Annotated in this window: 19 protein-coding genes and 2 pseudogenes; 3 read left to right on the plus strand and 18 right to left on the minus strand. The window is 32.2% G+C overall.

Translation table 11 applies throughout. The features are described from left to right. Positions 1-88: 88 nt before the first annotated feature. Positions 89-4,903: a hypothetical protein gene (locus Q0977_RS08635; protein ID WP_299512626.1), complete on the minus strand. Its 4,815-nt coding sequence runs from the start codon at positions 4,901-4,903 to the stop codon at positions 89-91. Between the two features lie 284 nt (positions 4,904-5,187). Then, a complete protein-coding gene (locus Q0977_RS08640) occupies positions 5,188-5,358 on the minus strand; it encodes a hypothetical protein (protein WP_158582336.1) in 171 nt (56 codons plus the stop codon). 383 nt (positions 5,359-5,741) lie between these two features. Between Q0977_RS08640 and Q0977_RS08645 the strand changes: the two genes are divergently transcribed. Continuing rightward, complete coding sequence (locus tag Q0977_RS08645) at positions 5,742-5,903, plus strand: hypothetical protein (protein WP_158582335.1); 162 nt, start codon at positions 5,742-5,744, stop codon at positions 5,901-5,903. 135 nt (positions 5,904-6,038) lie between these two features. Here Q0977_RS08645 and Q0977_RS08650 read toward each other — a convergent pair whose 3' ends face one another. Then, positions 6,039-6,248, minus strand: a complete 210-nt coding sequence (locus Q0977_RS08650) for an Ig-like domain-containing protein (RefSeq protein WP_119415409.1) — start codon at positions 6,246-6,248, stop codon at positions 6,039-6,041. Between the two features lie 31 nt (positions 6,249-6,279). Beyond that, on the minus strand, positions 6,280-7,473 hold the full coding sequence (locus Q0977_RS08655) for a NupC/NupG family nucleoside CNT transporter (RefSeq protein WP_299512631.1): 1,194 nt from the start codon (positions 7,471-7,473) through the stop codon (positions 6,280-6,282). Positions 7,474-7,975: 502 nt separating this feature from the next. Between Q0977_RS08655 and Q0977_RS08660 the strand changes: the two genes are divergently transcribed. After that, a complete protein-coding gene (locus tag Q0977_RS08660; protein WP_119415407.1) occupies positions 7,976-8,785 on the plus strand; it encodes a YitT family protein in 810 nt (269 codons plus the stop codon). A gap of 148 nt (positions 8,786-8,933) precedes the next feature. On the opposite strand, the gene nspC is transcribed toward Q0977_RS08660, so the two are convergent. The 14 genes and pseudogenes from nspC to Q0977_RS08730 all read right to left on the minus strand — a co-directional run bounded on the left by nspC (position 8,934) and on the right by Q0977_RS08730 (position 24,383). Further along, positions 8,934-10,061, minus strand: coding sequence for a carboxynorspermidine decarboxylase (gene nspC, locus Q0977_RS08665; RefSeq protein ID WP_299512634.1), 1,128 nt, complete (start codon positions 10,059-10,061; stop codon positions 8,934-8,936). Between the two features lies 1 nt (position 10,062). Next, positions 10,063-11,265, minus strand: a complete 1,203-nt coding sequence (locus Q0977_RS08670; RefSeq protein ID WP_299512637.1) for a saccharopine dehydrogenase family protein — start codon at positions 11,263-11,265, stop codon at positions 10,063-10,065. Between the two features lie 728 nt (positions 11,266-11,993). Next, the gene (locus Q0977_RS08675) at positions 11,994-12,167 is read right to left on the minus strand and encodes a hypothetical protein (protein WP_158582334.1); all 174 of its coding nucleotides are present in this window, start codon (positions 12,165-12,167) and stop codon (positions 11,994-11,996) included. Between the two features lie 323 nt (positions 12,168-12,490). Further along, positions 12,491-13,726: a D-serine ammonia-lyase gene (locus Q0977_RS08680; RefSeq protein WP_299512640.1), complete on the minus strand. Its 1,236-nt coding sequence runs from the start codon at positions 13,724-13,726 to the stop codon at positions 12,491-12,493. 206 nt (positions 13,727-13,932) lie between these two features. Next, a pseudogene (locus Q0977_RS08685) lies at positions 13,933-14,253 on the minus strand (winged helix-turn-helix transcriptional regulator); the annotation flags it as partial. 169 nt (positions 14,254-14,422) lie between these two features. Continuing rightward, the gene (locus Q0977_RS08690) at positions 14,423-14,572 is read right to left on the minus strand and encodes a YvrJ family protein (RefSeq protein ID WP_119417298.1); all 150 of its coding nucleotides are present in this window, start codon (positions 14,570-14,572) and stop codon (positions 14,423-14,425) included. A gap of 66 nt (positions 14,573-14,638) precedes the next feature. Beyond that, entirely contained in the window at positions 14,639-14,890 is a 252-nt protein-coding gene (locus Q0977_RS08695) for a helix-turn-helix domain-containing protein (RefSeq protein WP_119417297.1), read from the minus strand. A gap of 23 nt (positions 14,891-14,913) precedes the next feature. After that, complete coding sequence (locus Q0977_RS08700; RefSeq protein ID WP_119417296.1) at positions 14,914-15,636, minus strand: sigma-70 family RNA polymerase sigma factor; 723 nt, start codon at positions 15,634-15,636, stop codon at positions 14,914-14,916. Between the two features lie 462 nt (positions 15,637-16,098). Beyond that, on the minus strand, positions 16,099-17,565 hold the full coding sequence (locus tag Q0977_RS08705; protein WP_119417295.1) for a class I adenylate-forming enzyme family protein: 1,467 nt from the start codon (positions 17,563-17,565) through the stop codon (positions 16,099-16,101). 10 nt (positions 17,566-17,575) lie between these two features. Beyond that, positions 17,576-18,316, minus strand: coding sequence for a 3-oxoacyl-ACP reductase FabG (gene fabG, locus Q0977_RS08710; RefSeq protein WP_119417294.1), 741 nt, complete (start codon positions 18,314-18,316; stop codon positions 17,576-17,578). A 12-nt stretch (positions 18,317-18,328) separates the two neighbouring features. Continuing rightward, positions 18,329-19,225 carry an alpha/beta fold hydrolase gene (locus Q0977_RS08715; RefSeq protein WP_299512656.1) on the minus strand — a complete coding sequence of 299 codons (897 nt, stop codon included), beginning with the start codon at positions 19,223-19,225 and terminating at the stop codon, positions 18,329-18,331. A gap of 1 nt (position 19,226) precedes the next feature. Beyond that, positions 19,227-19,572, minus strand: a pseudogene (locus Q0977_RS08720) (3-oxoacyl-[acyl-carrier-protein] synthase III C-terminal domain-containing protein); the annotation flags it as partial. 90 nt (positions 19,573-19,662) lie between these two features. Continuing rightward, a complete protein-coding gene (locus Q0977_RS08725; RefSeq protein WP_299512659.1) occupies positions 19,663-22,863 on the minus strand; it encodes a BTAD domain-containing putative transcriptional regulator in 3,201 nt (1,066 codons plus the stop codon). Between the two features lie 287 nt (positions 22,864-23,150). Continuing rightward, on the minus strand, positions 23,151-24,383 hold the full coding sequence (locus Q0977_RS08730) for a sensor histidine kinase (RefSeq protein WP_119416451.1): 1,233 nt from the start codon (positions 24,381-24,383) through the stop codon (positions 23,151-23,153). Between the two features lie 235 nt (positions 24,384-24,618). On the opposite strand from Q0977_RS08730, the gene Q0977_RS08735 reads away from it, so the two are divergent. Then, positions 24,619-25,650 (plus strand): beta-carotene 15,15'-monooxygenase, encoded by a 1,032-nt coding sequence (locus Q0977_RS08735; protein WP_299512664.1) that lies wholly within the window; start codon positions 24,619-24,621, stop codon positions 25,648-25,650. The last annotated feature ends 49 nt before the right edge of the window (positions 25,651-25,699 follow it).

Consider the following 25,699-nt stretch of genomic DNA (forward strand, 5'->3'; position numbering starts at 1 on the left):
ACTTTGTGAACTACCAACACGAAATTGTGTAATTGCTTAGCATAAACAAAAATACACAGCACTAATTTATAGTGCTGTGCATTTTTTATTACTCTACTATTTTTGTATACCAAGCCGGATTTCCTTTTGTTGTTTGGTTACCTTTGCTTAAATAATGGAAGGATATATTGTGGGCTTTTAGTTTTTCCATAAAAGGCTTAACTTCTTCGTTAGCTACAACCCATAAGCTTCCATCTTGAAGTCGGTAATCAACAACTTCGAACCCTAAGTCTTGTAAAAATTGGGCGATCGAAGTTTTTCCTTCAATCACTACATTTTGAATAAGTTCTGGTGGAATTTCATTTAAATTTGATAGCGAAAAAGATTTGGATTCGATTTTTTCTTTTTGAGTGAGTATCACTTTTGACTTTTTAGGAATTTCTTCTTTTGTTCGTGGTTGTTTATCTTGAATATAAAGCTGTTTTTTTACTTCTGGTTGTTCAGCGGTTTCTAGCTTGACTTTGGATTTTACTTCTTTTCCTGTTTTAGCTTCTACTTCTGATTCTTTTTCTATTGCCTTTTCTTCTATTTCCACTTCTTCCTCTGTTTTCGCTTTCACTTCTACTTCTACTTCTACTTCTACCTCTACCTCTACCTCTTTTTCAACTTTCGCTTCTATCTCCGTTTCAACTCTTACTTCATCTGCTTCAATTTCTTTTTCTATTTTTGCTTTTGTTTCTTCTTTTATTTCTTCTTTTGCTTCAATTTCTATTTCATTATTTACTTCTACTACCTCTTCTTTCTCGACTTTTAACTCTATATCAGCCTCTGCCTTTGCTTCTTTTTCGGCCTCTATTTCTGTATGTGCTTCTGCTTCGTCTTTTACTACGTTGGTGGATAATTTTATAATTGTGTCTTGCTCTGGGTCTTCTTGATTTTTGTTACGTTCATCCGTTTCTTGTGGCTTCTTTATGATTTCTAGTTCAGGGCCATTTTGGCCTTTTTTGCTCTTCTCTAATGGTTTAAGTAATTCTAATTTTTCTGCTACTTCTTGATAACCTTCATTTATTTTATCTTGTGAAATAGGTTTTTGAGTTTGAAATTGAAATTGAATACTTGGTATTTCTTTTTTAACATCTATGCTTAATGTCTTTTCATGATTGGAAGGTTCTTCTTTTATCGGGTAAATCCCAAGACTTAATAATGTTGCCCAAAGCCCTTCCATTGTTTTGGCTTGATCCGCATAGAAGGATCTGCCATTCACTGTCCAGAATTTTAAGTTTGCCTTTTCTAAAGCTTCGCGCTTTAAAAGATTTTCTTCGTATTTTTCAGTTCCACTCCATTTTTCCCCATCACATTCAACTGCTAGTCGTTCTTTCCGTCCTTCAATGACAAAGTCAATGCAATAGTCTCCAATTTTAAATTTCGGTATTACATAATAGCCCTTTGAGATAATCCATCTCAACACATCGACTTCGAAAGAAGATTCACATTGCTGCTCTAATGCTTTTAACTTTAACGGTTTAATCGGTAATTGCTCGTGAGTGAAAGGAATATTTCCCGGGACAGAATAGTGAGTATCTTGAATTTTAATTTTATTTTCTTTTGCCACAGTCTGTTCTGCAATATTGAAAATCGAGTGGGAACCATCATACAAAGAATAATTTGGAATGTCTTGGATGTATTGCTGAATCAATTCTGTTACTTCTTCACCACTATATTGAGTCGTTGAATAAGTTCCTTTTTCGTCTCCAATAAGGATTACTTTTTCACCTCTAATTAAAACATTCAAAGCAAAAATGTCTAATTGATCACTAGAGTCTAAAATAACTACATCAAATTTTTCATTTGTTACTGGTAAGGTTCTAAAGACTTCTTGAATCGGCATGATCCAAACAGGTATAGCATTTTGAGCTTTTCTGATTGACTTTCTTGCTCCCTCGATAAATTTAACTGCATGTTTTCCTTTTCCTGCACCTATTTTCTTTGTATAGAACTTCCAATCTTTGAGTGCTGATTTTTCATCATCTGACATACGTTCAATTTGGAATAACCAACTCGCATCTTTGATGATTTCTTGTATCAATTTTCTTTGCATTTTCTTTGTATATTGAAGCTGTTTTTTAACAGTTTTACTATTTATATCACTATCTTCTTTTAACCAAGTTTCCATTTTCTTCAGCGTAAATGCATCTTTATAATTTGTTGGTTCTAGATTTTCTTTACCCAAATTATTTCTTAAATATTCTGCTGTAAGTGGCATTTTCGCCGCTAATTTATCGAGATGTGTTTTCCATTTATCAATTACAAGTTGTCTTTTCTTCTGTTCATTCAGTTGTCTTATTAATAATTGCCAAGTATCAAAATCTTTTTCTTGATAAGCGATTAAAAATCCATGAGCAATCGGATGAATGTCTTCTGTTTTTGTTAAATTCACTAATCGATCCAATACTTCTTCGTATGATTTTTGCCATTTTGTAAATTTCATATAATTTAGTGTGTGTTCAATTTCATTTTTTAACTTTGTATAGAATTCCGTATTGAAAATATTGCCTACTGGCAGATTCTCGACTTGAAGTTTTGATGAAAGTGTATTGTTAAGTTCTACGATATTAATAATTCCCTTTAGAATATTAACTTTTCCCTCTAATACTTCAGGAAACTCTTTCACCGTGATATCCATCTCAGGAATGCCCACTTCACTGAAGTTCTGGTTAAATAATCTAGCTAATTTTGTAATAAGCCCTCTATATTCCAAATATTTTTGAAGTGTTATAATATCCTCTAAATTTTTAACGGGTCTACCATTTAACACAGCTGTTTGGAAGAGATATTTTGTTGTTTTCCCTTTAAGCATGAAGAATAGAGAATTTGGCAATTTTCCAGATAGGATTCGCTCTCTTGCCATATCCAAATCGAATTGAATTTCACTAGTCAATTTTTTAGGTAATGCAATTCTATGGTTGATCACCTCTGGATACAGTGAAAGTGCTTTTTCATTAAATTGCGTGATTTGATCAAGAAGTTTAACCCAGTATTCTTTTCTGTTCTCACTAGAAAGTAATTCTTGAATAAACGTGAAGTAAGTTTCTTCTTTTACTAAATATTGAGTCGCACTTATTTCTTCCACAATATCTTTCATTATAAGTAATGGGGACTTTTTAGACGCTGTTAGATCAATTGGTAGAATATATTGCATATCAATATCATCCGTTATTTTCTTTTCTTCTTCCAATAGCGTTTTAAGTGAAGATTCACTGATTAGTTCGTTTTGAATAGATGGCAGATTAGTATGAAGTAGTACTTTGTCTTTTTGATTTAAAGAGTTGTACAGTAAACAGAATTCTTCCCATTCTTCCGCATTCAATGGAAATTTCATGATAAGCGGTAAATCGTCTTTAATCCATTGATAATTGACAACTGGCTCTGCTAGTTGTTTTGCAACATCATATTTGTATAAAGACTGCTTTTTATACTTAATAGGTGTGCCTTCAGACTTTGCATATTTCTTTAAAATCTCATTATATAATTTTTCATTTTCGTTGCTTTGAATTAGTAATAGTTGGTTACTTCTTATTTTTTCTTTTAATGCTTGAACATTTAAATTCTCTAATCGATCAGCAATAACACTTATTGCCTTTTCAATTTCCACATTTCCATCTAAATCTTCATCTACTATCGAAACGCACAAATCTTTAATATCGTCTGGAATTTGATCTTTTAGTGTGGCAAGAGGGCTATCTTTTTGTGTAGTTATGAGGATTTTTTTTCCCTCAGTTAAATAATGGCTTACTATATTTGCAACTGTTTCTGCTTCTACAGTTTTATCTTCAAATTGAACGATAACATTGTCACTTTTTTCTACATTTTGGATGATTTCTTTTTGTTGTTTGGTTGAACTTCGTGGAAAATATAATTGTTCAGGTATAGTGGTTTGAAGGAAATTAGGTTTTGCTTGTTTAACTGTTGGAGCAAATCCTAGAATTCTTTGAATAGTATTTGGGAGTTCCATTCTGTTTTGATCTATGGCTTTCATCATTTGTCTTAAATCATTTGCTATGATATTGTTCTTTTTGTTGCGAATGATTAAATACGATTCGTCTAAAATAACAGGTATGTTTTTGCTATAAAGTGCTGTGTTTTTTTCGATAAAACGTCCATTTGGATCTAGCGCTTTTGCGAGTTTTTTCCATTCTTCTGTAAGATCTGCTATGAAGTTCATATTCTCAATTTTTTCAATAAGTGATTTAAATTCTTCGCTTTTCGGTTGCGGCAAATCATCCAATAAGTCATATTCGAAATGTAATTTTTTTGTGATATCCTTTAGCGCAATCATGTTATCTTCTGAATTATAGGTTAATGTAACTTTTGCTGTAAATAGAGGAAGTTCTATATCTTCTCCTTTAGCTACTCCTCCCCACTTTAATATTCCCTTAGTTAGCACTATTTCAATTTCATCACTTTTGTCCTCTAACGTTTTATAAACCTCTTTTAATTCCGCATAAAGATGGTTAGCCCGGTCAAATTGCCTCTTCCTAGCTGCCCATGCTTTCCATTCGGCTAGTTGTTGATCGTTTTTGTTGTTTTTACTTTCTTTTAGAATATCTTCAATCTTTTTATGATTTTGGATGGAAGTAATTCCTGAGTCTTTATTGAGCTTTACATTTGTCCATTTAACTAATTCTGGATAAGGTCGAGGGCAAACAAGAGCTGTATGTTCGAGAGTGGGTTTATGTATTTCGAATAAGTTGGATGGTTGCCCGCATTGATTGCCAATTGTACAGCCCTCAATTTCACCTAGTTCTTCAAATACCCAAGTTTTCTCGTAATCTTGAATCGTCCGAACGGTTTTACTATTTAAAGATGATAGTGCAAATAAATATTCAAAAAATCTTTTTCCTTTATCATTAATTTGGTTCTGCAAAATCAACACTCCTATCTTTTTCTGTCATATATCTAGAAGGCCATTCAGTACCCATTTAACTATTTAAATATATGCACTAAAAGATAGACTATTCCTTACAAGAGGAATAATTAAACATTTCTAATTAGATATTGTAGCTTTCCGAAATCTTGTTACGAACTTCAAAAAAACATTTTTATATAATTACGGAGCTAAAATAAAAAAATGCTCTTCTTCATATAATGAGGAAAAGCATTTTTTATACTTAATCAGAATTTTACTTATTGCATTAACTGCTATATCAATTATTCACTTAGTTCTTTCTTCATTTCTTTCAATTCTTCTATTTGTTCTTTCGTCAGTTGGATTAACTCCGCTGTAGCTGTATCAATGATTTTAGAAGCTTGCAATTGTTTTAATGTTTCCTGTGCATCTTCAAGCATCATTTCAATATTTTCAAGTTTTAACATTCCCATTTAATCTACTCCTTAAAAAACATCCTTTAAAGCTTTTCTATTATAGCTTATTTTAAGTGTTACCGCATGAATTCTAAGTCTAATTGTTATGTGAAAATCAAACAGTTCAAAAAAATTCCGTTTATTTTATAGACAATAGTATAAGCAAAATGTTGTCAATAACATATTCTAATACATATATTTTTTCAATATCCAATTACTTATAGTCTCATTAAAATTTTTATTTAAAAAGAAGGAGTTTTTCTTTTCCTGTAGAATATAACAAATAACAATTTTCTAAATTTTCTTTCTATTTTAAAGCTAGGTAATAATTTTCACTATTTGAGCACATATTATACATAAACAAATTTCTGTTTATGAATATAAAAAAGGAGTTGATAGAGATGAAAGTAGTTTTGATTAATGGGCAATACTTAGCCATTATAAACGAATCTCAAGTTGTTGAGACGAGAGAGCTGCCAGAAGGTGTTAATCTTGGTGCAATGGGAGAAGTCGAATATGACCACCAAACAGGCCAAATTATCATTGATGGACAGATTTATTAATCTTAGTCCATCTTTTTTTATTTCCGTTTAAAAAGGCTATCTTGAAAGCCTAAATAACCTTCAAGAATAGCCTTTTTATCATTTTAATTTGATACCTGAACCTTCAAAAATGAGCTTGCTGATGCATTTTCATAATTATTGGACTTTCACTTTTTTAACCTTTGACTTATTTCCTGCTTTATCTTTTACATAGATCAATATTTCTGTACCTTTTTTATACGTTTGAATAGTTCCTCGTGCTGTTCCTTTGCTTGAAGCCTTAAGTGTTTTAAGCTTTTTCGTATTTTTATATACATAAATCGTTGCATTTGGCTCTGTAAATAAAAAAGAACTCAGCTTATTCAAACTGAGTTCCTTTTCAATACGTATTAAAATATTACCAAACAAATAAACCGACAAGCATTGCACTTAATAGTGAGACTGCAATACCACTTACAAGAAGTTTCCAAACGTTTTTACCGATAATTGCAGATTTTTTTTCATCTAATAATGAGTTAAATGCACCGTAAATCATTCCAACTGTACTAAAGTTTGCGAATGATGTTAAGAATGTTGCTGCTACTGCAACAGTATGTGGCGCCATTGAATGAACATGTTTTGTTAAATCCATCATGGCAACAAATTCATTAGTAGCTAATTTCATACCCATTAACTCTGCAACATACATGGCATCCTTTGTTGGTAAGCCAAGTAAATATGCAAAAGGACTGAAAATGTAAGAAAAGATTTTTTGGATTGTTAAGCCGTCAGAGACTAAACCTAAAATTCCATTAACCGCAGCTGTTAAAGCTACATAACCAACAAGCATCGCTGCAATAACGATTACCATGTTCATACCAACTAACATACTGTTAGAAATAGTTGAGAAGAAGTCTTTTTTCTCTTCTTTTGAAGGTTTGTATACAACATCTTCTTCTTTTGGAACGTCAACTGGGTGAAGCATATTGACAACAAGTAATGCGTTTAAACAGTTTAGCGGAATAGCACAGAAAACGTATGCAGCTGGAACCATTGATAAATATGCACCAACAATAGAACCACTAATACAACTCATACTCATAATACCAAAAGTAAGTAAACGATTTTCTTTTAAATTATCCAATTGATTTCTGATAACTGCTAATGCTTCTGTGTTACCTAAGAACATCATTTGAATAGAGTAGAAACTTTCTAATTTTGGTAGACCTGATACTTTAGAGATCAACCAACCAACTTTATCAATAATCCAAGTTAAAATACCGAAATAAGATAAAATATCAAAGAACGTTACGATGAAAATAATTGGTACTAAAGCATTGAAGAAAAAGTCAACACTTTCATTCGCTAAAGCACTAGGCCATACAAATGAGATCCCCTCATTTGCACATTTGATCAACCAAGTAAAGAAAGCAGCAATTTTATTGATAATCCAGCCACCGATTGTTGTTTTTAACATAAACCATGTGATGAGTACTTCAACAACAAGAAGTGAAACGATTGCGCGCCACTTAATCTCCTTTTTACGAGGTGAGCAAAGGAATACCACTCCCATAACTATAAAAACACCTATAAAGTTTAGTAAAAAATACATTTGAGCAACTCCTGTATCTAAAGAATAAACGACAAAAAAGCCCTTACATTTTCCGCAGTAAAGAATGGAAGTAAGTGCGTCAGAGTAAAAAAAGTCCTATTCACTTCATAACTAATTCTATTCAAACTTTCCTATTATTTAATGTGATAGTTGTTAAAAGCAACCACCATTTAAATAAAATTTAATACTGAGGAAATATTTTTGTTCAATTGATAAGAATATTACACTCGATGGGCTAATTAATCAATATTTTATCATTTAGTCGCAATAATAAAATTAGCTTGAAAATTTACAAAGGTCAGACGACTAACTTTATTTAAAACTTTTTATTTTTTCCGTTAGTTATCTTCATTTATTTTGATAGTGCAATTTTCTGAAAAGACTTTCAAATATTATTTCATTAAATTTCCACTATAATAAAAATAAAAATGGAAAGAAGTATTGAAATTCATGTTATGACCAATAACTGAATACATAGCAAAAATTAGTTGGGAGATTTAAAATGCGTAATATTATTACAATCATATTTGGTTCTGTTTTAATCGGATTTGCTTATAACTTTTTGCTGATACCGCATAAAATATTGAGCGGTGGTTTGAGTGGGATTGCAATGATGCTTGGAATCATCACACCATTAAATACTGGTTTGTTAAACTTCGTGTTAAATTTACCATTACTTATTATTGGATATTTCAAATTAGGTAAACGGTTTATTGGGTACACGATTTTATCCGTCATTGTACTTTCAACCAGTTTGTATATAATCCCTGTTTATGAATTATCAAATGATCCAATTTTAGCTTCTTTATTTGGTGGCGTTATAGCAGGAGTCGGGGTTGGAATCATTTTCCGTGCTTCTGGTTCGTCAGGTGGCTTTGATATTATAGGAATGTTGTTAACGAAAAAGAGAGATTTTCCACTTGGATCAGTTATTTCTGGCATGAATGCTATTGTCATTATCATCTCAGGATTTGTATTTAGTTGGGATGCTGCATTACTAACATTAGTATCTATTTATGCAACGGGTAAGGCGATTGATCTTATTCATACAAATAACTTAAAACTTACTGTCATGATTGTTACTTCTAAAGGCGATGATATGAAGGACAAGCTCTTTTCGAAACTTTATCGAGGAATTACCATTATGAACGGTCAAGGTGCTTATACAGGAGAAGAAAGAAAAATACTAATTACAGTTATTACCCGTTATCAGTTGTCCGAGGTAAAAAACACTATTCGAGAAGTTGATCCACATGCATTTGTCAATATTACAGAAACTAAACAAGTGATTGGTTCGTTTAATAGAGGATAATCAGGAGTTTATCCTTGCTTTGATTTTTTAACTACGATTTACTTTTAATAATTAAAAATGAAAAAGGCTGTCCCATAAGCTAGGCTTTCTACTTATGTGACAGTCTTTTTCTTGTAAAACTCATTCATGTTGAACTCTTTTATAAGTCCTACGAAAGTCTTCCCTTAAAATCTTCATAATTGAATTGACGAAGGATACGGTAATCTCCACTTTTATCTTTTAACACAAGAGTTGGTAGTGCCATTCCGTTAAACGTATTAGTTTTTACCATCGTATAAATAGCCATATCGCCAAATATTAATCTATCGCCATTTTCTAGAGGCTTATCAAAAGAATAATCACCTATAATATCACCTGTTAAACAAGTTGGACCACCAAGTCGATACGTATATTCTTTCTCACCTTTTTCACCTGAACCAAATAGTGGTGGACGATATGGCATTTCTAGAACATCTGGCATATGGCAACATGCTGAAGTATCTAGAATAGCAATTTCAATCTCATTATTAAGTGTATCAAGGACGCTTGTTACAAGAATGCCTGCATTTAATGCAATTGCTTCCCCAGGTTCAAGATAAACTTCAACATCGTATTTTTTCTGAATCCTCGTAATACAGTCTTCCAACAAAGGAATATCATAATCTACCCTAGTGATATGGTGCCCACCACCAAAGTTAATCCATTCCATCTGACCAAGCCATGGTCCAAACTTTTCTTCAACAGCACTTATTGTTGTTGCTAAATCATCTGAATTTTGCTCACAAAGTGTATGAAAATGAAACCCGGAAATCCCTTCCAGTAAGTCAGGACGGAATTGATTTAATGTGACACCAAACCGTGAACCTAGCGCACACGGATCATAAATTTCATGACCTACTTGTGTAGAACATTCAGGATTTATACGTAAACCAATACTTTTTCCAGCTGCAAGAACCTGGTCACGATACTTTTCTACCTGTGAAAAGGAATTGAAAACAATATGATCACATATTTCAATAATCTCTTCTATTTCATCTTCGCGATAAGCTGGTGAAAAGACATGATTTTCTTTTCCCATCTCTTCATAACCAAGCTTTGCTTCATATAGACCACTTCCTGCAGTACCACACAAATACTGACCAATCAGCGGATACATTTCATACATTGAAAATGCTTTTTGTGCAAGTAAAATCTTACAACCAGTTCGATCCATGACACTTTTTAAAATTTGTAAATTCTTTTCTAGTAAACTCTCATCTACTACAAAACTTGGTGTTGGGATATCTTCGAACTTCATATTAGTCTACTAACTCCGGCTCAAAACTTTCTTTCCAAGGAAGGCCCCATTTGTTTAGTGCATCCATGAATGGATCTGGATCGAATTCTTCAATATTGTAAACGCCTTTTTTATCCCATTTACCTGTCATTAACATCATGGCACCAATCATAGCCGGGACGCCAGTTGTGTAAGACACCGCTTGTGAGCCAACTTCTTGGTAGCATTCTTCATGATCGCAAACGTTGTATAAATAGTAAGTCTTATCTTCCCCATCTTTTTTACCGCGGAAAATACAGCCAATATTTGTTTTCCCTTTTGTACGTGGTCCAAGTGAAGCAGGATCTGGTAGTACAGCTTTTAAAAATTGAAGTGGGATAATTTGTTTTCCTTCGTATTCAATTGGTTCAATTGAAGTCATCCCCACATTTTCAAGGCATTTTAAATGTGTTAAATAACTTTCACCAAATGTCATGAAAAATCGAATACGTTTAATACCAGGGATATTCAATGCAAGAGATTCAATTTCTTCATGGTGTAACAGATACATATCCTTTTCGCCAACTTCTGGGAAATTATAAACACGTTTAATTTCCATTGGTTCAGTTTCTACCCACTCACCATTTTCCCAGTAGCTTCCTTTTGCAGATACTTCACGGATATTAATCTCAGGGTTGAAGTTTGTCGCAAATGGATAGCCATGATCGCCCGCATTGCAGTCAAGAATATCAATATATTCAATTTCATCAAATTCATGTTTTAAGGCATAGGCGGAGAATACGCTAGTAACACCTGGATCGAATCCGCTACCTAAAAGCGCAGTAATACCGGCCTCTTCAAAGCGCTCGCGGTATGCCCATTGCCAGCTATATTCGAATTTTGCTGTATCTTCAGGTTCATAGTTTGCTGTATCTAAATAGTTTGTTTTCGTTGCAAGACATGCATCCATTATTGTTAAGTCTTGATATGGTAATGCAAGATTCATCACAATATCAGGTTTCACTTCGTTGATCAATGCGATTAGTTCATCTACATTGTCTGCGTCAACTTTTGCCGTAGTAATTTTTGTTTTAGTTTTTCCTTCTAATTTTGCTTTTAAATCATCACATTTTGATTTTGTACGGCTTGCAATACAAACTTCTTCAAAGACCTCTGAATTTTGACAACATTTTTGGATAGCGACTGAAGCTACTCCTCCGCAACCAATTACAAGTGCTTTTCCCATTTTCTTCTCTCCCAGTAAACAATATTTTTAGATTGTTTATAGAATCAAGCTGTATTCAAAATCGAATTAACAGCCAATTCTATAAAAAGTTTCACTGTGAAATCGCCTAAAATGTAAAAGAAAAAAGCAAGTGAAAAACGCCATTAGCGCATCACTTGCTTAGATATATCGATAACAATAAGAAAAGCATACCTAAAAGACACACTTATACTAAATTACATCTTTCTAGTAAATTACTTTCCTATATCAATTTATATCATTTTAGGATCAGAGTCTATATAGCAAACAATTACTTTTACCACTCTTATTGACCGTTTCACAAGTTGATGTGCATTCGCACTGGTTGTAAAGTAACCAACTTATAAAATTTGAGCTTCTAACTCAATCAATAAGGCAACGAAAAAGTTGCCAATCGGCATTTGACCCGGCACACCGTTGCCTTAACTTTCAAAAGAGAAAGTGGTCAAAATCATCTGCTTGGAAAACCCTAATACTTTAATATCTGCTTTCCAAAATCTAACTTCATCATAATATCAACTAATTTCAAATTAATCAATAGAAAATAAAAAACTTTTTGAATATTAATAATACGATTACATTTAGAGTGTTATTGGAAGATACTAAATATATTTCATAAAATCTATCTCTTTTTGAAATTAATTTTAATTAAAAGAAAAAAAGCCGCTCCTCAAGTAATTGGGAGTGGCAAAAAAGTATATCTTTATTTATCAATCTGACTCTACTTGATTGAATAAACGGATATTGAAAATTTTGTGATAAATGACAAAGAATAATACTGGTAAAGCAATTAGCATTAGCATTGAATATTGAATTGGTAAAGATGTATTAATCAGATTGCCTATAATGATGAACAGTAAAGTTGCTAATATAAATTTGAGCATTCCAATAACTTCCTTTTCAGATTATTATTTAAGGATGACTTTTAAAATAGATACAAAACTTTTCTTGCGTACATATATGTGAAATTCTTTGTTAGTAAAGTATTATTCTTTCTGTATTTTACATCATTATGTCTTATTTGTGAACAAATTGTGTAAAATTTATATCTAAATTCTGAACTTTTTTATTTGTTTTTTAATTTGTCATTATTATGTTAGCCTTTTAGTTTACTAATCTGAAAAGTGTTTTACTATATGTTCAAAATTAAATTTCAACAAGCTCATGATATCTTGATGGCTTATCATGTAAATCCCTATTTTTCTTCTTAAATATAGTTTGCTTGTTCTTCTTTCGGTACCATACTCCCTCCAGTTGCCCAAACAATATGAGTAGCATCAGGGTCATGAATATTCTTCTTCAAATTCTGTGGCCCTATGAAACCTGCCGCTGCTGACGGTTCTAAAATAATTTGCTCAGCTTTATAAAGCTTCCGAACATATTTACATAATTGTTCATCTGAAATTGTCATGATTCCTTCTAGAAGAGGTTCCATCTGTTTACCAACGAAAGATGATGGTCTTCCTACAGCAAGACCGTCTGCAATAGTTCGATTCGTTAATCCTATATCATTAACAGCAATTTGATCATGTAAACCAGTTGCCATTCCTAACAGCATACATGGTGATTCAGTAGGCTCTACAAAGTAGCAATGTACATTTTCTCCAAAGCTTTCCTTTAAACCGTACGTTACACCACCAGGTCCTCCGCCAACTCCACATGGAATATAAACATAAAGTGGATGACTTTGACTAATTTCTACCCCCTGTTCTCGTAGTTGTTGTTTTAGTCTACGCCCCGCTACCGCATAACCGGCAAATAGCTGCTTAGAATTCTCATCATCTATAAAATAATAAGTTGGATCTAAAGATGCCTCTGCTCTCCCCTTGTCAACAGCTAATGAAAAATCCACACTATGTTCTACTACAGTCACACCCATTTTCCTTAATAACTCTTTTTTCCAATCTTTCGCATCATGTGACATATGAACTCTTACATTAAATCCAAGTATCGCGCTCATAATTCCTATACTTAACCCTAGATTACCTGTTGATCCTACGACAATGGTGTAGTTTCGCAAAAGTGGTCGGATAGCATCTGTTGCAAAAATAGCGTAATTATCCTTTTTACTTACTACCTCATGTTCTAAAGCAATTTTCTCAGCAACAAAGAGAACTTCATGAATGCCACCCCGTGCTTTTATGGAGCCACTTATCGGCAATGCATCGTCTCTCTTTAAGTAAAGTTTTCCTAATATACTTAGTTCCATTTGCATTTCTGGAATCAATTGCAATTCAGACTCTACTCTTCCATTATGTATTTTGGTTTCAGGAAACACTTCTTCAAAATATGGCGCAAATCGATTGAATCTATCTTCCGCATCATCAATTAGAGAAGAGTCTATTTTAATCTCATTTGTCTTTTTAGGGTTGAGCCAAACTATTTGTTTCCTACTTTGTAAACTTTCAATTATATCTTGATAAAGTGTTAAATCCATCTCCATTCCCCACTCTCTATTATTTGAAAATATTTTTACGTAATAAATACACTCTGCTTCAAAAACTACAAAATAATAATAAAAACTGTCGTATATTATATTTTTATTTCTATACGACAGTTCCTATTATCTATTTTCAATATGATTTTGATAATTCCTTTATAGATTAAAATTTTGTAAGAAAACAACTGTTTGGAATTTCTTTTGTATTTTTACTTAGAGATTGTTTCACACTTACATTTCTCAATAGCGATCGTATCTCCATACAATTCCTCAATTCGTTTTTCTCCCCAATCATACATCATCTGCACAATCGGTAAGATACTCTTTCCAACTGCAGTCATAAAATAGGTTACTTTTGGTGGAGTATCTTGCGTAACATGGCGATCAATAATGCCGTCTTCTTGTAGCTCTTTTAATTGTTTTGATAATACCCGGTGAGATATTTTAGGAAATAGTTTTTGGAGTTCATGAAAGCGATGTGGTCCTTCAACACCAAGGTGCTAAATAATTACAACTTTATACTTTCCACTGAAGCACTTGTTCGTCGCTTAACAAAATAATTAAATTATAAGATAAGTAGTTAGTTGAGAATTTATCTCTCCTAACTGCTTTCATTTATCACAACTCATTTTGAATTTTTATGCCATTAAAAATACCTTAAAAGCATCAATGAATTGAGCTTTTAAGGTATTTATAAAGTTACCCCTTTGATTTCGTTAGATCCAAAATGACTTCTTCTAATTTTTCGAATTTTTTTTCAAATCGTAGGAATAGATAAATCGTTATGGCAATCGGAAAACCGAAATTTCCCAAAATACTTACCCATAGCGGAAATTCTGTTGGTGTCATGGTCTCACCTCATTTCTCAAGTTTATTTTTATATAAAGTAGAAAAATAACTACATTTTTTGAATTATCAGTCTTTTTTATTGTAGAAGTTTTTTTGTTTATCGTAAAATTCCCAAAATCCATCTAACTTTTCGACGTCATATTTTTTAATAATAGTTACTAGCTTTAGTTGGAGCTCTTGATCCAAATCAGATCTATATTGAAATCTAGTCTGTTTCAAGGTTTTATTTATCTTTGGTTTGAAAGCATTTAATATCTTTACTACTGCCTTACTGTCATTTTTAGATTTAACAGCCAATTGATATAAAGTTTCTACCATTCATTCTCCCCCTTTATCGATTATTAAAAAATACAATTTTCAGGCGATATATTCAATTCTTTTCTTATTCTTTTTAACGCTTTATTGCGGGACTTTGAAATTGTTTGTTGGGATTTTTTTAAATATTGAGCAGTTTCCGAATCTGTTAATCCTTTAATATAGACAAGGTAAAGAATATTTCTTTGATTAGGTGTTAATCGCTTTACAGCCTTGTATATATTTGAATCAGTTATATAATCTAAAATATTGTCCGATTTCAATTCAAAATCTTCGTGATAGATTGTCATGTCTTTGATAGATATATCTGACTCTTCTTTTACAGGTTGGTCTAAAGTGGTAGGAAATCGATAATTCAAGAGGCGCATTTTTTTATCTAAGTTAATCGCATGATAGTAAATTGTAGAAGAAATATAGGCCGTAAAACGAATATTAAAGTAAAATCCACGAAAGGCTCGGTCTAGTTCTTCCTTATTATGGTAAGTTGGATTGCATATAGACTGCCTCAGTAAGTTATAATTCGACTTGTTTGACAAGAAATCCTTGATAACAGGATTATTTAAAAAATCTTGGTTCTCCTGGATAAAAACATGAAATTTACTGCAATCATTTTTTTTAACCAACTTAATACCCCCTTTTATAAAGTGAACTTCACGCAGTGTAAACCTTATCATCACTGTGTCATAGTTGAACCTATCGGGCGCATGGAGTTGATCTCCACTTATCTTTTTCCATTTTAATTGATCCATGATGTAGTGATTTCGCCCGTTAATGCGGGATTTTTCAAATCTATTGCTTGTACATCCTCTTGAAGATAATTCAAAAACATCAAATTTTTAATATCAAATAAATTTTATATAGTTATAAATAACCTATAAACAAAATTGATTTTTATCTTTATTTTTAATCCTTTTGTATCACATATTTGTTTTTTTATAATCTTTTACTAATTAAAAGAACCATTTACAATAAAAATAACAACCACATTTCAAATAATTGTAACTTCCTTTATTAACATTTTAGTAATTTTTTTCTAAAACATGCAAGAAAAATGAATGTTTTTGTTCTAATTTTGATAAATGCATGTAATTACCTATAAATATTGATTTTTTACACATTAAAATAAAAACCACAATGGATATTTTACCTTCCACTGTGGTTTCAATTTTATAATATTAACATGTTGAAAATAATCTTTCTTTCTGTTTCTATCACGTATTCATAAGCAATCTCTTCTTATCAATCTTGCCAACATGAGTTTTTGGTAGTGCTGCTACAAAAAAGATTCGTCGCGGAATTTTATAACCTCCAAGAAAATTTCTGCAATGTTCTTGTATTTCTTCGATATTATTAAAGTTATTTTTTCCTACAATAAAAGCTGTTACAACTTCTCCCCAGTGTAGATCAGGCGTACCTACTACAGCTACTTCCAAGACTTTTGGGTGTGTAATAATACACTGTTCTACTTCTTGCGGATAAACATTTTCTCCACCTGTAATAATCATCTCTTTTATCCGTCCAATAATGTAAATATCACCATCTCGATCTTGTTTGGCCAGGTCTCCAGTACGAAGCCATCCATTCTTTTTAACTTTCGCTGTTTCTTCCTGGTTTTTCCAATACTCAGTAAATACGTGATTTCCACTTATAAAAAGTTCACCTATCTCATCGACTTCACATTCTTTTCCTTCTGAATCTAGTATTTTAATTTGATTGAATTGCATGGCTTTACCAACTGATCCTCTTTTTTTCGCTGCTACTTCAGGATGAATGACAAAATTATTAGGTCCTGCTTCTGTTAATCCGTACCCTTCTTTAAAGCTTAATCCTTTTTGTTGGAAAGCGTTATAAATCGTCAGAGGACAAGGTGAACCACCCGATAAAAAGACTTTAACTGTTGGAAAAGTTGTACGTTGAAAATCCTCTGTTTTAATAATGGCCTGATACATAGTTGGGACAAATAGTGAAATAGTTGTTTTGTATTTATTTAGTGCTTTGACAGCTTCTTGAGGATTAAACTTTTTTCCAACAACTACCGTACCACCTACCATTAAGATTGGAATGGACAATGCATTTAGTCCCCCGGTATGAAACAAAGGCATATAATTTAATGTACAATCATCACTACTTAGATTCCAACTGATGATTGTATTAAAAGCATTCCAATTTACTGCTTTATAAGATATTACGACACCTTTAGGTTTGCCGGTAGTACCACCAGTATATATTAACAACCAAGCATCTTCGGAATTATTCCCATTGTTATCTATATTATTTTTTCCTATGGGGAGTTCTTCATTAATTGGGTGTGCCTTTATATGTGAATTTCTGCTTACAATTGAGATGAATCGGTCTTCATATATTAGTAAGGTTGGGGTGCAATCTTCTAATATATAGTTCAATTCAGCTTCACTTAATCGCCAATTGAGCGGGACATAAATATAACCTCCAATCCCACATGCAAAAAGAATAGCAAATAAATCAATTCGATTTTCAGCGATTACGGCTACTCTATCATTTTTTTGCAAGCCCATAGTTTTAAAAAATGCTAACCATTTATAAATTTCATCAGAAAGAAGCTGATAAGTCCAACTTCTCTCTGAATCAATATCGATTAATGCTATTTTATTTGGCATAATTGCAGTTCTTTTTAATATCCACGAATGCTCGGTTCCCATTTTTTCACCCCTACATCATAATTCCACCATCCACTTGTAATACATGCCCTGTAATGTAGTTAGACTCATCAGAAGCTAAAAATAAATAGGCATTGGCTATATCATCTGGAATGCCCAATCGATTTAAAGAAACAATTGATTCCATATGATTGAGGACTTTTTCTGGCATTTTTTCGACCATAGGCGTTCTAGTGAATCCTGGTGCAACTGCATTAACGTTGATTCCTTTTCTACCAAGTTCTTTTGCCCAGGTTTTGGTCATTCCAACAACAGCTGCTTTTGTCGCCGCATAATTGGTTTGACCGATATTACCATATACTCCACTAACTGAAGATGTATTAATTATTTTTCCGTATCCATTTGCAATCATTGAAGGAACAACAGCTTGCGTACAATTGAAGACACCTTTTAAATTGACATCAATCACTTGATCAAATTGTTCTGCTGTCATTTTCCAAAGCATAGCATCATTTGTAATACCTGCATTATTAACTAGAATATCAATCTTGTTAAATTCTTTAAGAATTTCTGATACTACATTCGTTATGCTCTCTTTATCTGCAACATTTATTTGGTAAAAGGAAACTTTTAGATTTTCTTTTAATAACTCTTCTTCAACTTTTTTCCCTGCATCTGAATTATAATCTGCAATAATTACTGTTGCACCTTCATTTGCAAACCGTTTTACTGCTGCTAAACCAATCCCACTAGCACCACCTGTAATAATTGCCACTTTGTCTTGTAAACGCATTGTGATTCCCCCTTATATAAAATGTTCAACCGCTTCAACAAGTTGAGGTAAATCATCAATCAACGCTGAATGACCACAATTACTTAGTTTTACAACCTGCGCTCTCCCCTCAAAATCTTCAATAATCTCATTTGTCATACTTTCTCCTACCACATAATCTCGTTCACCATACAGAATGAGCGTCGGTATTTGAATTTTCGCTACCTCATTGTGGCCTATACTTACTTCGTTATCGACAGCGCTGATATTAAAAGTATTTAATGCATAATACACATCAGCAAGATTACGCTGTGTTAACATATCATCTATATAAGCTTCATATTGTTCTTGTGTTGGTTGGTTATGCGTGTAGATTAATGCATTCCATACCGCTTTTAACCCATCTCTATTCTTTGTATCGTATAACCATTGCATCGCTAACGTTTTACCTTTGTCATTTTCCACCTCTTCCAACGTTAATAGCCTATTCGAATAATTCGGTGTACCGTCTAGGTTTGTATCAAAAAATGCATACCCTCTTGTGGAAGCTGATGCTAATAATATTAGTCTTTGGCATAGTCCTGGATAATCCGCGCAAAATTGCATAGCTACTGCTCCACCAGTTGACCATCCCATTAATGAGAAATTCTTTAAACCTAAAGCTTCAATCCATAACTTTAGATCATCGCTGAAGTCTTTAATATGTTGAATTCGTTGATGATACGATGATTGACCAAATCCTCTTAAATCTGGCGCATAGACGGTAAATCGTTTATCTAATTTTTCAATAAGGACATCCCAATGTTTTGAAGATGTCATATTACCATGCACTAAAATAAGTATTTCTTCACCACCGGATTTTTCACGATATGCAATTGTTTCTCCATTTGATAAATTTATTTTTTTCAATGTTTCTTGTTGATTTGTCATATCAATACCACCTTTCACGGCCCCACCGAATTGTCACTGCACCCCATACATAGCCTATTCCAGCGCTTACAAATGTGATAATGTCTCCATTTTTAATTTTGCCTTCTTCTAATGCAAGATCTAGTGATAATATTTGATCTATTTGTCCGATATGACATAATATGACGATAGATCGATTGTGTTTCTTTTAGCTCCAATGCTTGTCGAACATAAACATGAGCTGATTTTTTCATATGCAGCTTTGCTAAATAAGATAATTTTGATTCGTCATAACCACTTTTCTGCAGTGAACGTCTGATTACTTTTAAAAAATTATCTAGCGATTTTTGTTCAAGTCCGGCTTTTATTAAAGCGCTTTCATATTTGTGGTTTTATCATAAAGGTTGTAAGTTACAAATGGGTTACAAAACAAAATGACCTAACGATTATTCGAGAGGTCATTTTAATATCATGTCATACATTTGGACGGTTGTTTCCATTGGTTCAATATTCAATTCTTTCTTTAATATTCTTTCACATTTTTCAAACCATTTTACTGCTTGTGCACGATTATGTAATTGATAATAACCGTACATTATTAGTCGATACGCTTCTTCCCAAGTATTATCCATTTTCAGCAAATGCTCTGCCCAATAAATTGTTTTGTTAAATTCCTTTAATCGAACAAAATTTTGTGCCACTCTCTCCACAGCTTCCATATAAAGTTGCTTTGCTTCTTCTCTAAAATTTTGAACCCAGTATAAATAAGGTTTATCTGCGATTAATTCTCCTGTATATAATTGAATACCACGCATTAACCATTCATTTGAAAATGTCGGATTCATTTCTTCTATTCCATAATGAATAAATTCCTTAAAAGAAATGTAATCACTCGTTATACAGTGTTCTGTAACTAGTTTATACATCGATTGTTTCCGAATAATATAGGCACTTTCTGAGCGAGGCAATCGATTAGGTTCCAATACTTTAAGCAATGCATTATAAACAACTTTAAAGTCTCTAAGGCTTGCCTGATCTGTTGTTTTTGGCCATAACGCATTGACAATTTCTTCTTTTGAAACAAATCTTGAATGATTCATATATAGATAAAGAAATAATTCTTTCGCTTTCTCTCGTTGCCATGATTTTTCATCTATTTCATGATTATCTCGAAAAATCGTTACTTTTCCCAGCAATTGAATCTTATACACATATGTAGGAACAGCCTGACTAGTGTCTACTTCTAATAATTCATACACCTTTATCATAAGAGGTGCAGAAGTATCAGTATCTTGGAGCCTTTTCCAATGGTCAACCATTTTCCACCATACTAAACTTTGCACTGGTCCAAAAATATGTTGTGCTGTTATAAAAAATTCATATTTTTGTTCCATCAAAATAGAGATGCAATCTTTAAAAGTATTCAAAAAGACTTGATCATTTTTTTCTAAATAAGCGATATAGGCAGACCAAAAATTAACGATTATGATACCAAAATAGTCTGCATCCGAAAATTTCCCCTTTGCAAGTGAAATGGCCTTTTTAGCTTCTTTCAATTGTCCATGCTCGACATATATAATTGTTAAGGCTGTATAGAGTAATGCTGAAACCCAATGATCATGAACTCTCTCCGTTTCTTCTAACCCTAATTCTGCAAACATGATACCATCTTCGAAATGGTATTGCCTACTTTTAACGATTGCTAAACCCATATAAGATTCTGCCTTTGCACGATTCACTTGTAAATTATCCATGATTTCAATAGACTTCAAGTAATATTTTTCTGCATCTAAAACATTATATGGATTTAATACAAGTAAAGTATGACCTTTTCGTAGATAAGCTATTGATAGATGGTATTGTGAAAACTGATTGTCTTTTTTAATAATACTTTTATTAGCAATTTCTAATGCGCCTTTATTTTCACCTAATAGAGTTAAGATAAATGAATAGAGTACATCTGTTTCTCGATATGCATCCAATCGTACACCACTCGAATCTAAACGAGTTTCTATTAACTTTTTTGCTTGCTGAAATTTCCCTTGTCGAAGCAATATTCTTACATCTAAATTTCCATGCAGTAATATTTCAGTTGAAAGTCCAACTTCTTCAATCCATTGTTCTGCTTCGAACGGTTTTCCCAAATTGACTAGATTCTCAGCGTATTGTTTTTGTATAAATTGTAATTGTTCTTTTTCAATTTGTGTATGTTCCGCCAAATCTAATGCTTCTTGTAAATAACCTTCTGCAAGCGATGGCTGAATTGTATCTAAATAGATATGTGCTAATCCTATTTTTGCCCTTAACATAAGTTCAAAATTTCTATGCCTTTTTGCGAATTCCAGACATTTCTCATAGGCGGTGCGTGCTTTTTTATACTGTGCTCGAAATCTTTGGCTTTCACCTACAAAATAGTAGAGTTGAAAATTTTGAACCATAGTATCCTTTGATAACTCTCGAATTTTCTCAATCAACCAATCATATTTTCCTTCTTCTAAAAATTGACTAGCAAACCTGATGATTGTCTTAGCAATGATATCTTCGTTTTTTGTTTTCATAGCGTGATAAACAGCTTGAATTGCATTTTGTTTCTTCGTAAAGAAAATAGTAGCGTTGTAATGTAATCTATTAAATTCATCTATATTCTGTTCCATCATTTTCAGTTCCAAAAATTGTTGAAAAAGTACATGGTATCGAAATTCGCTATACCCGCTTAGAGGCTGTATAAACGAATGCTTTTTAACAAGTTTGGTAAGAACCTCTGAAAAATTCTTTCCATAGAATTCTTCAATTACTTTATGAGAAAATGTTTCAAAAATACTGAATTTTAAAGTTACTTCCTTCTCAAATTCTTCAAGAGATTCAAATACTTCATCTGATAAATAATGAAATATATCACTAGTTTTTGGGCTCTGTAATTTATCAATAGATTTTTCTAAATTATTTGTTCGAGTAGCTAAAAAAAGAATGGCAATCGCCCAACCATCCGTAGCCTTGGATATTTGTTTCACTTGTTCTTCCGTAATAGATTGTTCAAAATAATCTTCAAAAAACACCTGAATTTCTTCTGTTGAAAAAACAAAATCCGCTTCTACACATTCTACAAGTTGATTGGTCAATCTTAGGTTTCGTAAACAATTCCATGAGGGATAAATTCTTGATGATACAATGAGATGGACATTTGATGGTAAATGGAGAATAAGTTTTTCCATAATAAAATGAATTTGATATATATGATCTACTAAATAATAATCATCCAGTACGACAAAGAACGGCTCTCGAATTTTGCAAAACTCATTTGCAAACATAATATAGAGTTTGTTTAATTCCTCCGTTTTAGGAACTGTAGATAACTGATCCCAACCTTTCATCTGATCTCCAAAAGATGGGATCACACGTCTTACACTATAAAACAAATGACGCAAAAAAGGTAAAATATCATCATCATCTGCCGTTACTTGATACCATGAATAAGCAATTGATTGATCAGCTAAAAATTGTGCTAATGCAGAACTTTTACCAAATCCAGCTCCACTATGTAATATGGTGAGTTTAGCATTATGGCTATTTGAAAGTTTTTTCATCACTCTTGCTCTTCTCATATAATGCGCTGCTGGTTCAGGTGGAATCAGTTTAGATAACAATATATTTTCGTCCATAATAGATCCCCTTTGCATTTATACATTAGTATATATTCATTAATTTAAAATTCGATATACTATGAAACATTTAATACTTTATACATTAACATTTCAATATTCAGATTAGATATCCTCTAACTATTTGAAAATGATTCGAAATTCATTTTCAGCTTTTACTATATGCAAATTTATATATATAAATGTTTAAATATTCACGATATCCCTCTGGGAGAATCATTTATTCATTTTTTGGACAAAAAAAGATATACCCTATTTAAAGAGTATATCCTTTCATTTCTATAGTTCTAAACAGGAATCGTGATGGTAAATGTAGTACCTTTTCCTTTTGAACTTTCAACATTTACTTGCCCGCCAACATTGTGAATGGCATTATAAACGATGACCATCCCAAGGCCCGTTCCATCATTTTTAGTTGAATAATATGGCTTTGCAATCGACAAAATTTCTTGTTCATCCATTCCTATACCTGAATCAGTGATTTTAATGATTATATTGTTTTTATGTTCTAATACTTTTATGCATAATATTCCGCCGCTATCTTTCATCGCCTCAATCCCGTTTTTAAAGAGGTTTATAAAGCATTGACGCATTAGTGTTGTGTTTAATTTTCTATGTAATGAGTTGTGAAAACTTATTTTCATTTGAACATGATGCATATTCGCATAAGGAATCAATATATTCTTGGCATATTTTATATCTTCGATTAGATTTGTTTCTTCTAACAGGTCATCTTGAGGTTTTGAAAAAGTAAGAAAATCACTTACAATTTTCTCAGCTCGTTGCAATTCTTGTAATGAGTAGTCAATATAGCCCTTGTCATTTTCTGAAATTGAATTCGAATTACTTAATAATTGTAAAAATCCAGAAGTAGTCGTTAAAGGATTTCGAATTTCATGAGCTACACTTGCTGATAATTCACTAATTACATGGAATTTCTCAGATTGAGCAATCTTTTCACGTGTTCTTAAATTCTGTAAGATGCGCTCTATTAAGCTGAAAATTATAAATGACATGATAAAGTATGTACTTGTTAAGTTAATGGCCAACATCCAGAACTCTTTATTATCTGGAACCTGAAACTGAAGAGTAAATAGGTAGAATAATACATTCAATAAAGCCAACACTGACCCAAAAATAATACGAGGCTTTACGTTTAATTGTTTAAACTTCCGATGACACAAAGATACGACTATTAAAACCAATGTCGAATATAAAAATGATTGTATAATCCCTTCCCCACCGATTAACGTTCGACATATATTAAGAACTATGTATAAGAACAATATATTTTTAAAACCAAGATATAATCCAACTAATATAAATGGAATATATCGCAAATCGACTATAAAACCGCTATGCAAATGGATTGGGAATAACAGACACAATACCATTGTAACAGATGCTAGAAGAGTAAAAGTCAAACTATAGTTTTTTAGATTTCGATAATCACAAAAGACAAAATAGACCACAAACGGGATCAATAAAAATAAAAAATTAATGAGAAATGTTGATAACAAAATAGTACTTCCTTCCACCAAAATTTGGGGTCGCCTCTATTATTTCATAAGTTTCCAAATAATGATAGACTAATGGTATTAATACATTAATTTAAAATATTTTATATTATCGTTATTTTTATGAACTTACGTAATTTTTCGTAATTTTTCGTTTATATCGGTAGCTATTCATTTACACATTAGTAAACGTTCCAATAATTCCGTATTTAAATTTCAAGATAATAGGAGGGCTTTTGTGGTTATTAAATCAAAAAGTGTATTTTGGTTACTATTAGGTTTACTTGTTATTACTTCAAATCTTGCATTATATCGTACATCTTATGGTACTTCTATCTTGCCAGAAGATACAAATAGTGTTGTTCTCGGTTCACTACTTGATTTATGTATTATTGCTCCGCTTACTATTTTACTTTATCAAAAAAGGTTTACATTAAAGAATAGCATTTTATTTTTATCCGCTGGATGTATTTTGGCTCGTTTTGTTATACCGATAGAACATTTACAACCTTTCGTTGCGATTACTTGGATTGGGTTTGCAGTAGAAGCAGCTCTCCTGATTCTTGAAATTTCTATATTAGTTTCTTTAGTCATTTTCATGCCAAAAATAATTCGTACAACAAAGCAAAGTAAAATCCCAACAATATTTGCATTTCCAAAAGCCGTTGACCATCATGTAAAATCATATAAATTAGTGCATATTATTTGTTCTGAAGGATTAATGATCTATTATTCCCTTTTTAGTTGGAGAAAAAAGCCTAGCGATGGATTAACAATTTACAAAAACTCTAGTTATATCGCCTTTCAAATAATGATTATTCACGCTATTTTTATTGAAACTATAGGTATACATTGGTGGCTACATGATAAATCTATCATCTTATCGATACTGTTGCTTATTTTCAATGTCTACTCCGTTCTTTTCTTTATAGGTGATTTGCAAGCAATGCGGTTAAATCCTATTACTTTTAGCGAAAAAACATTATTCATCTCTTCAGGTCTTATGAAACGTATTGAGATCCCATACGATTTAATAAGTGACATTATAATAGATAAAGATTTTTTGATAAAGATATCATCAAGAGATACATTAGAATTCGTCCTGCAGGATTTTGAAAAAGTATATCCGAATATACGTATTACTTTAAAAGAACCAATAAACGCAATATTCTATTTGGGTATTCAAAAGAAATATTCTACCGTATCCATTCGAGTTGATGAACTCGATAAGTTCATCTACGAACTAAGTTCTAAATTGGATAAAATATAAAATAAGGTGCCGCTATACTTTGGTAGCGGCACCTTTTTATAAGAATAGT

Origin of the sequence: uncultured Rummeliibacillus sp. (assembly GCF_934216135.1) — a bacterium.
Lineage (GTDB): Bacteria > Bacillota > Bacilli > Bacillales_A > Planococcaceae > Rummeliibacillus.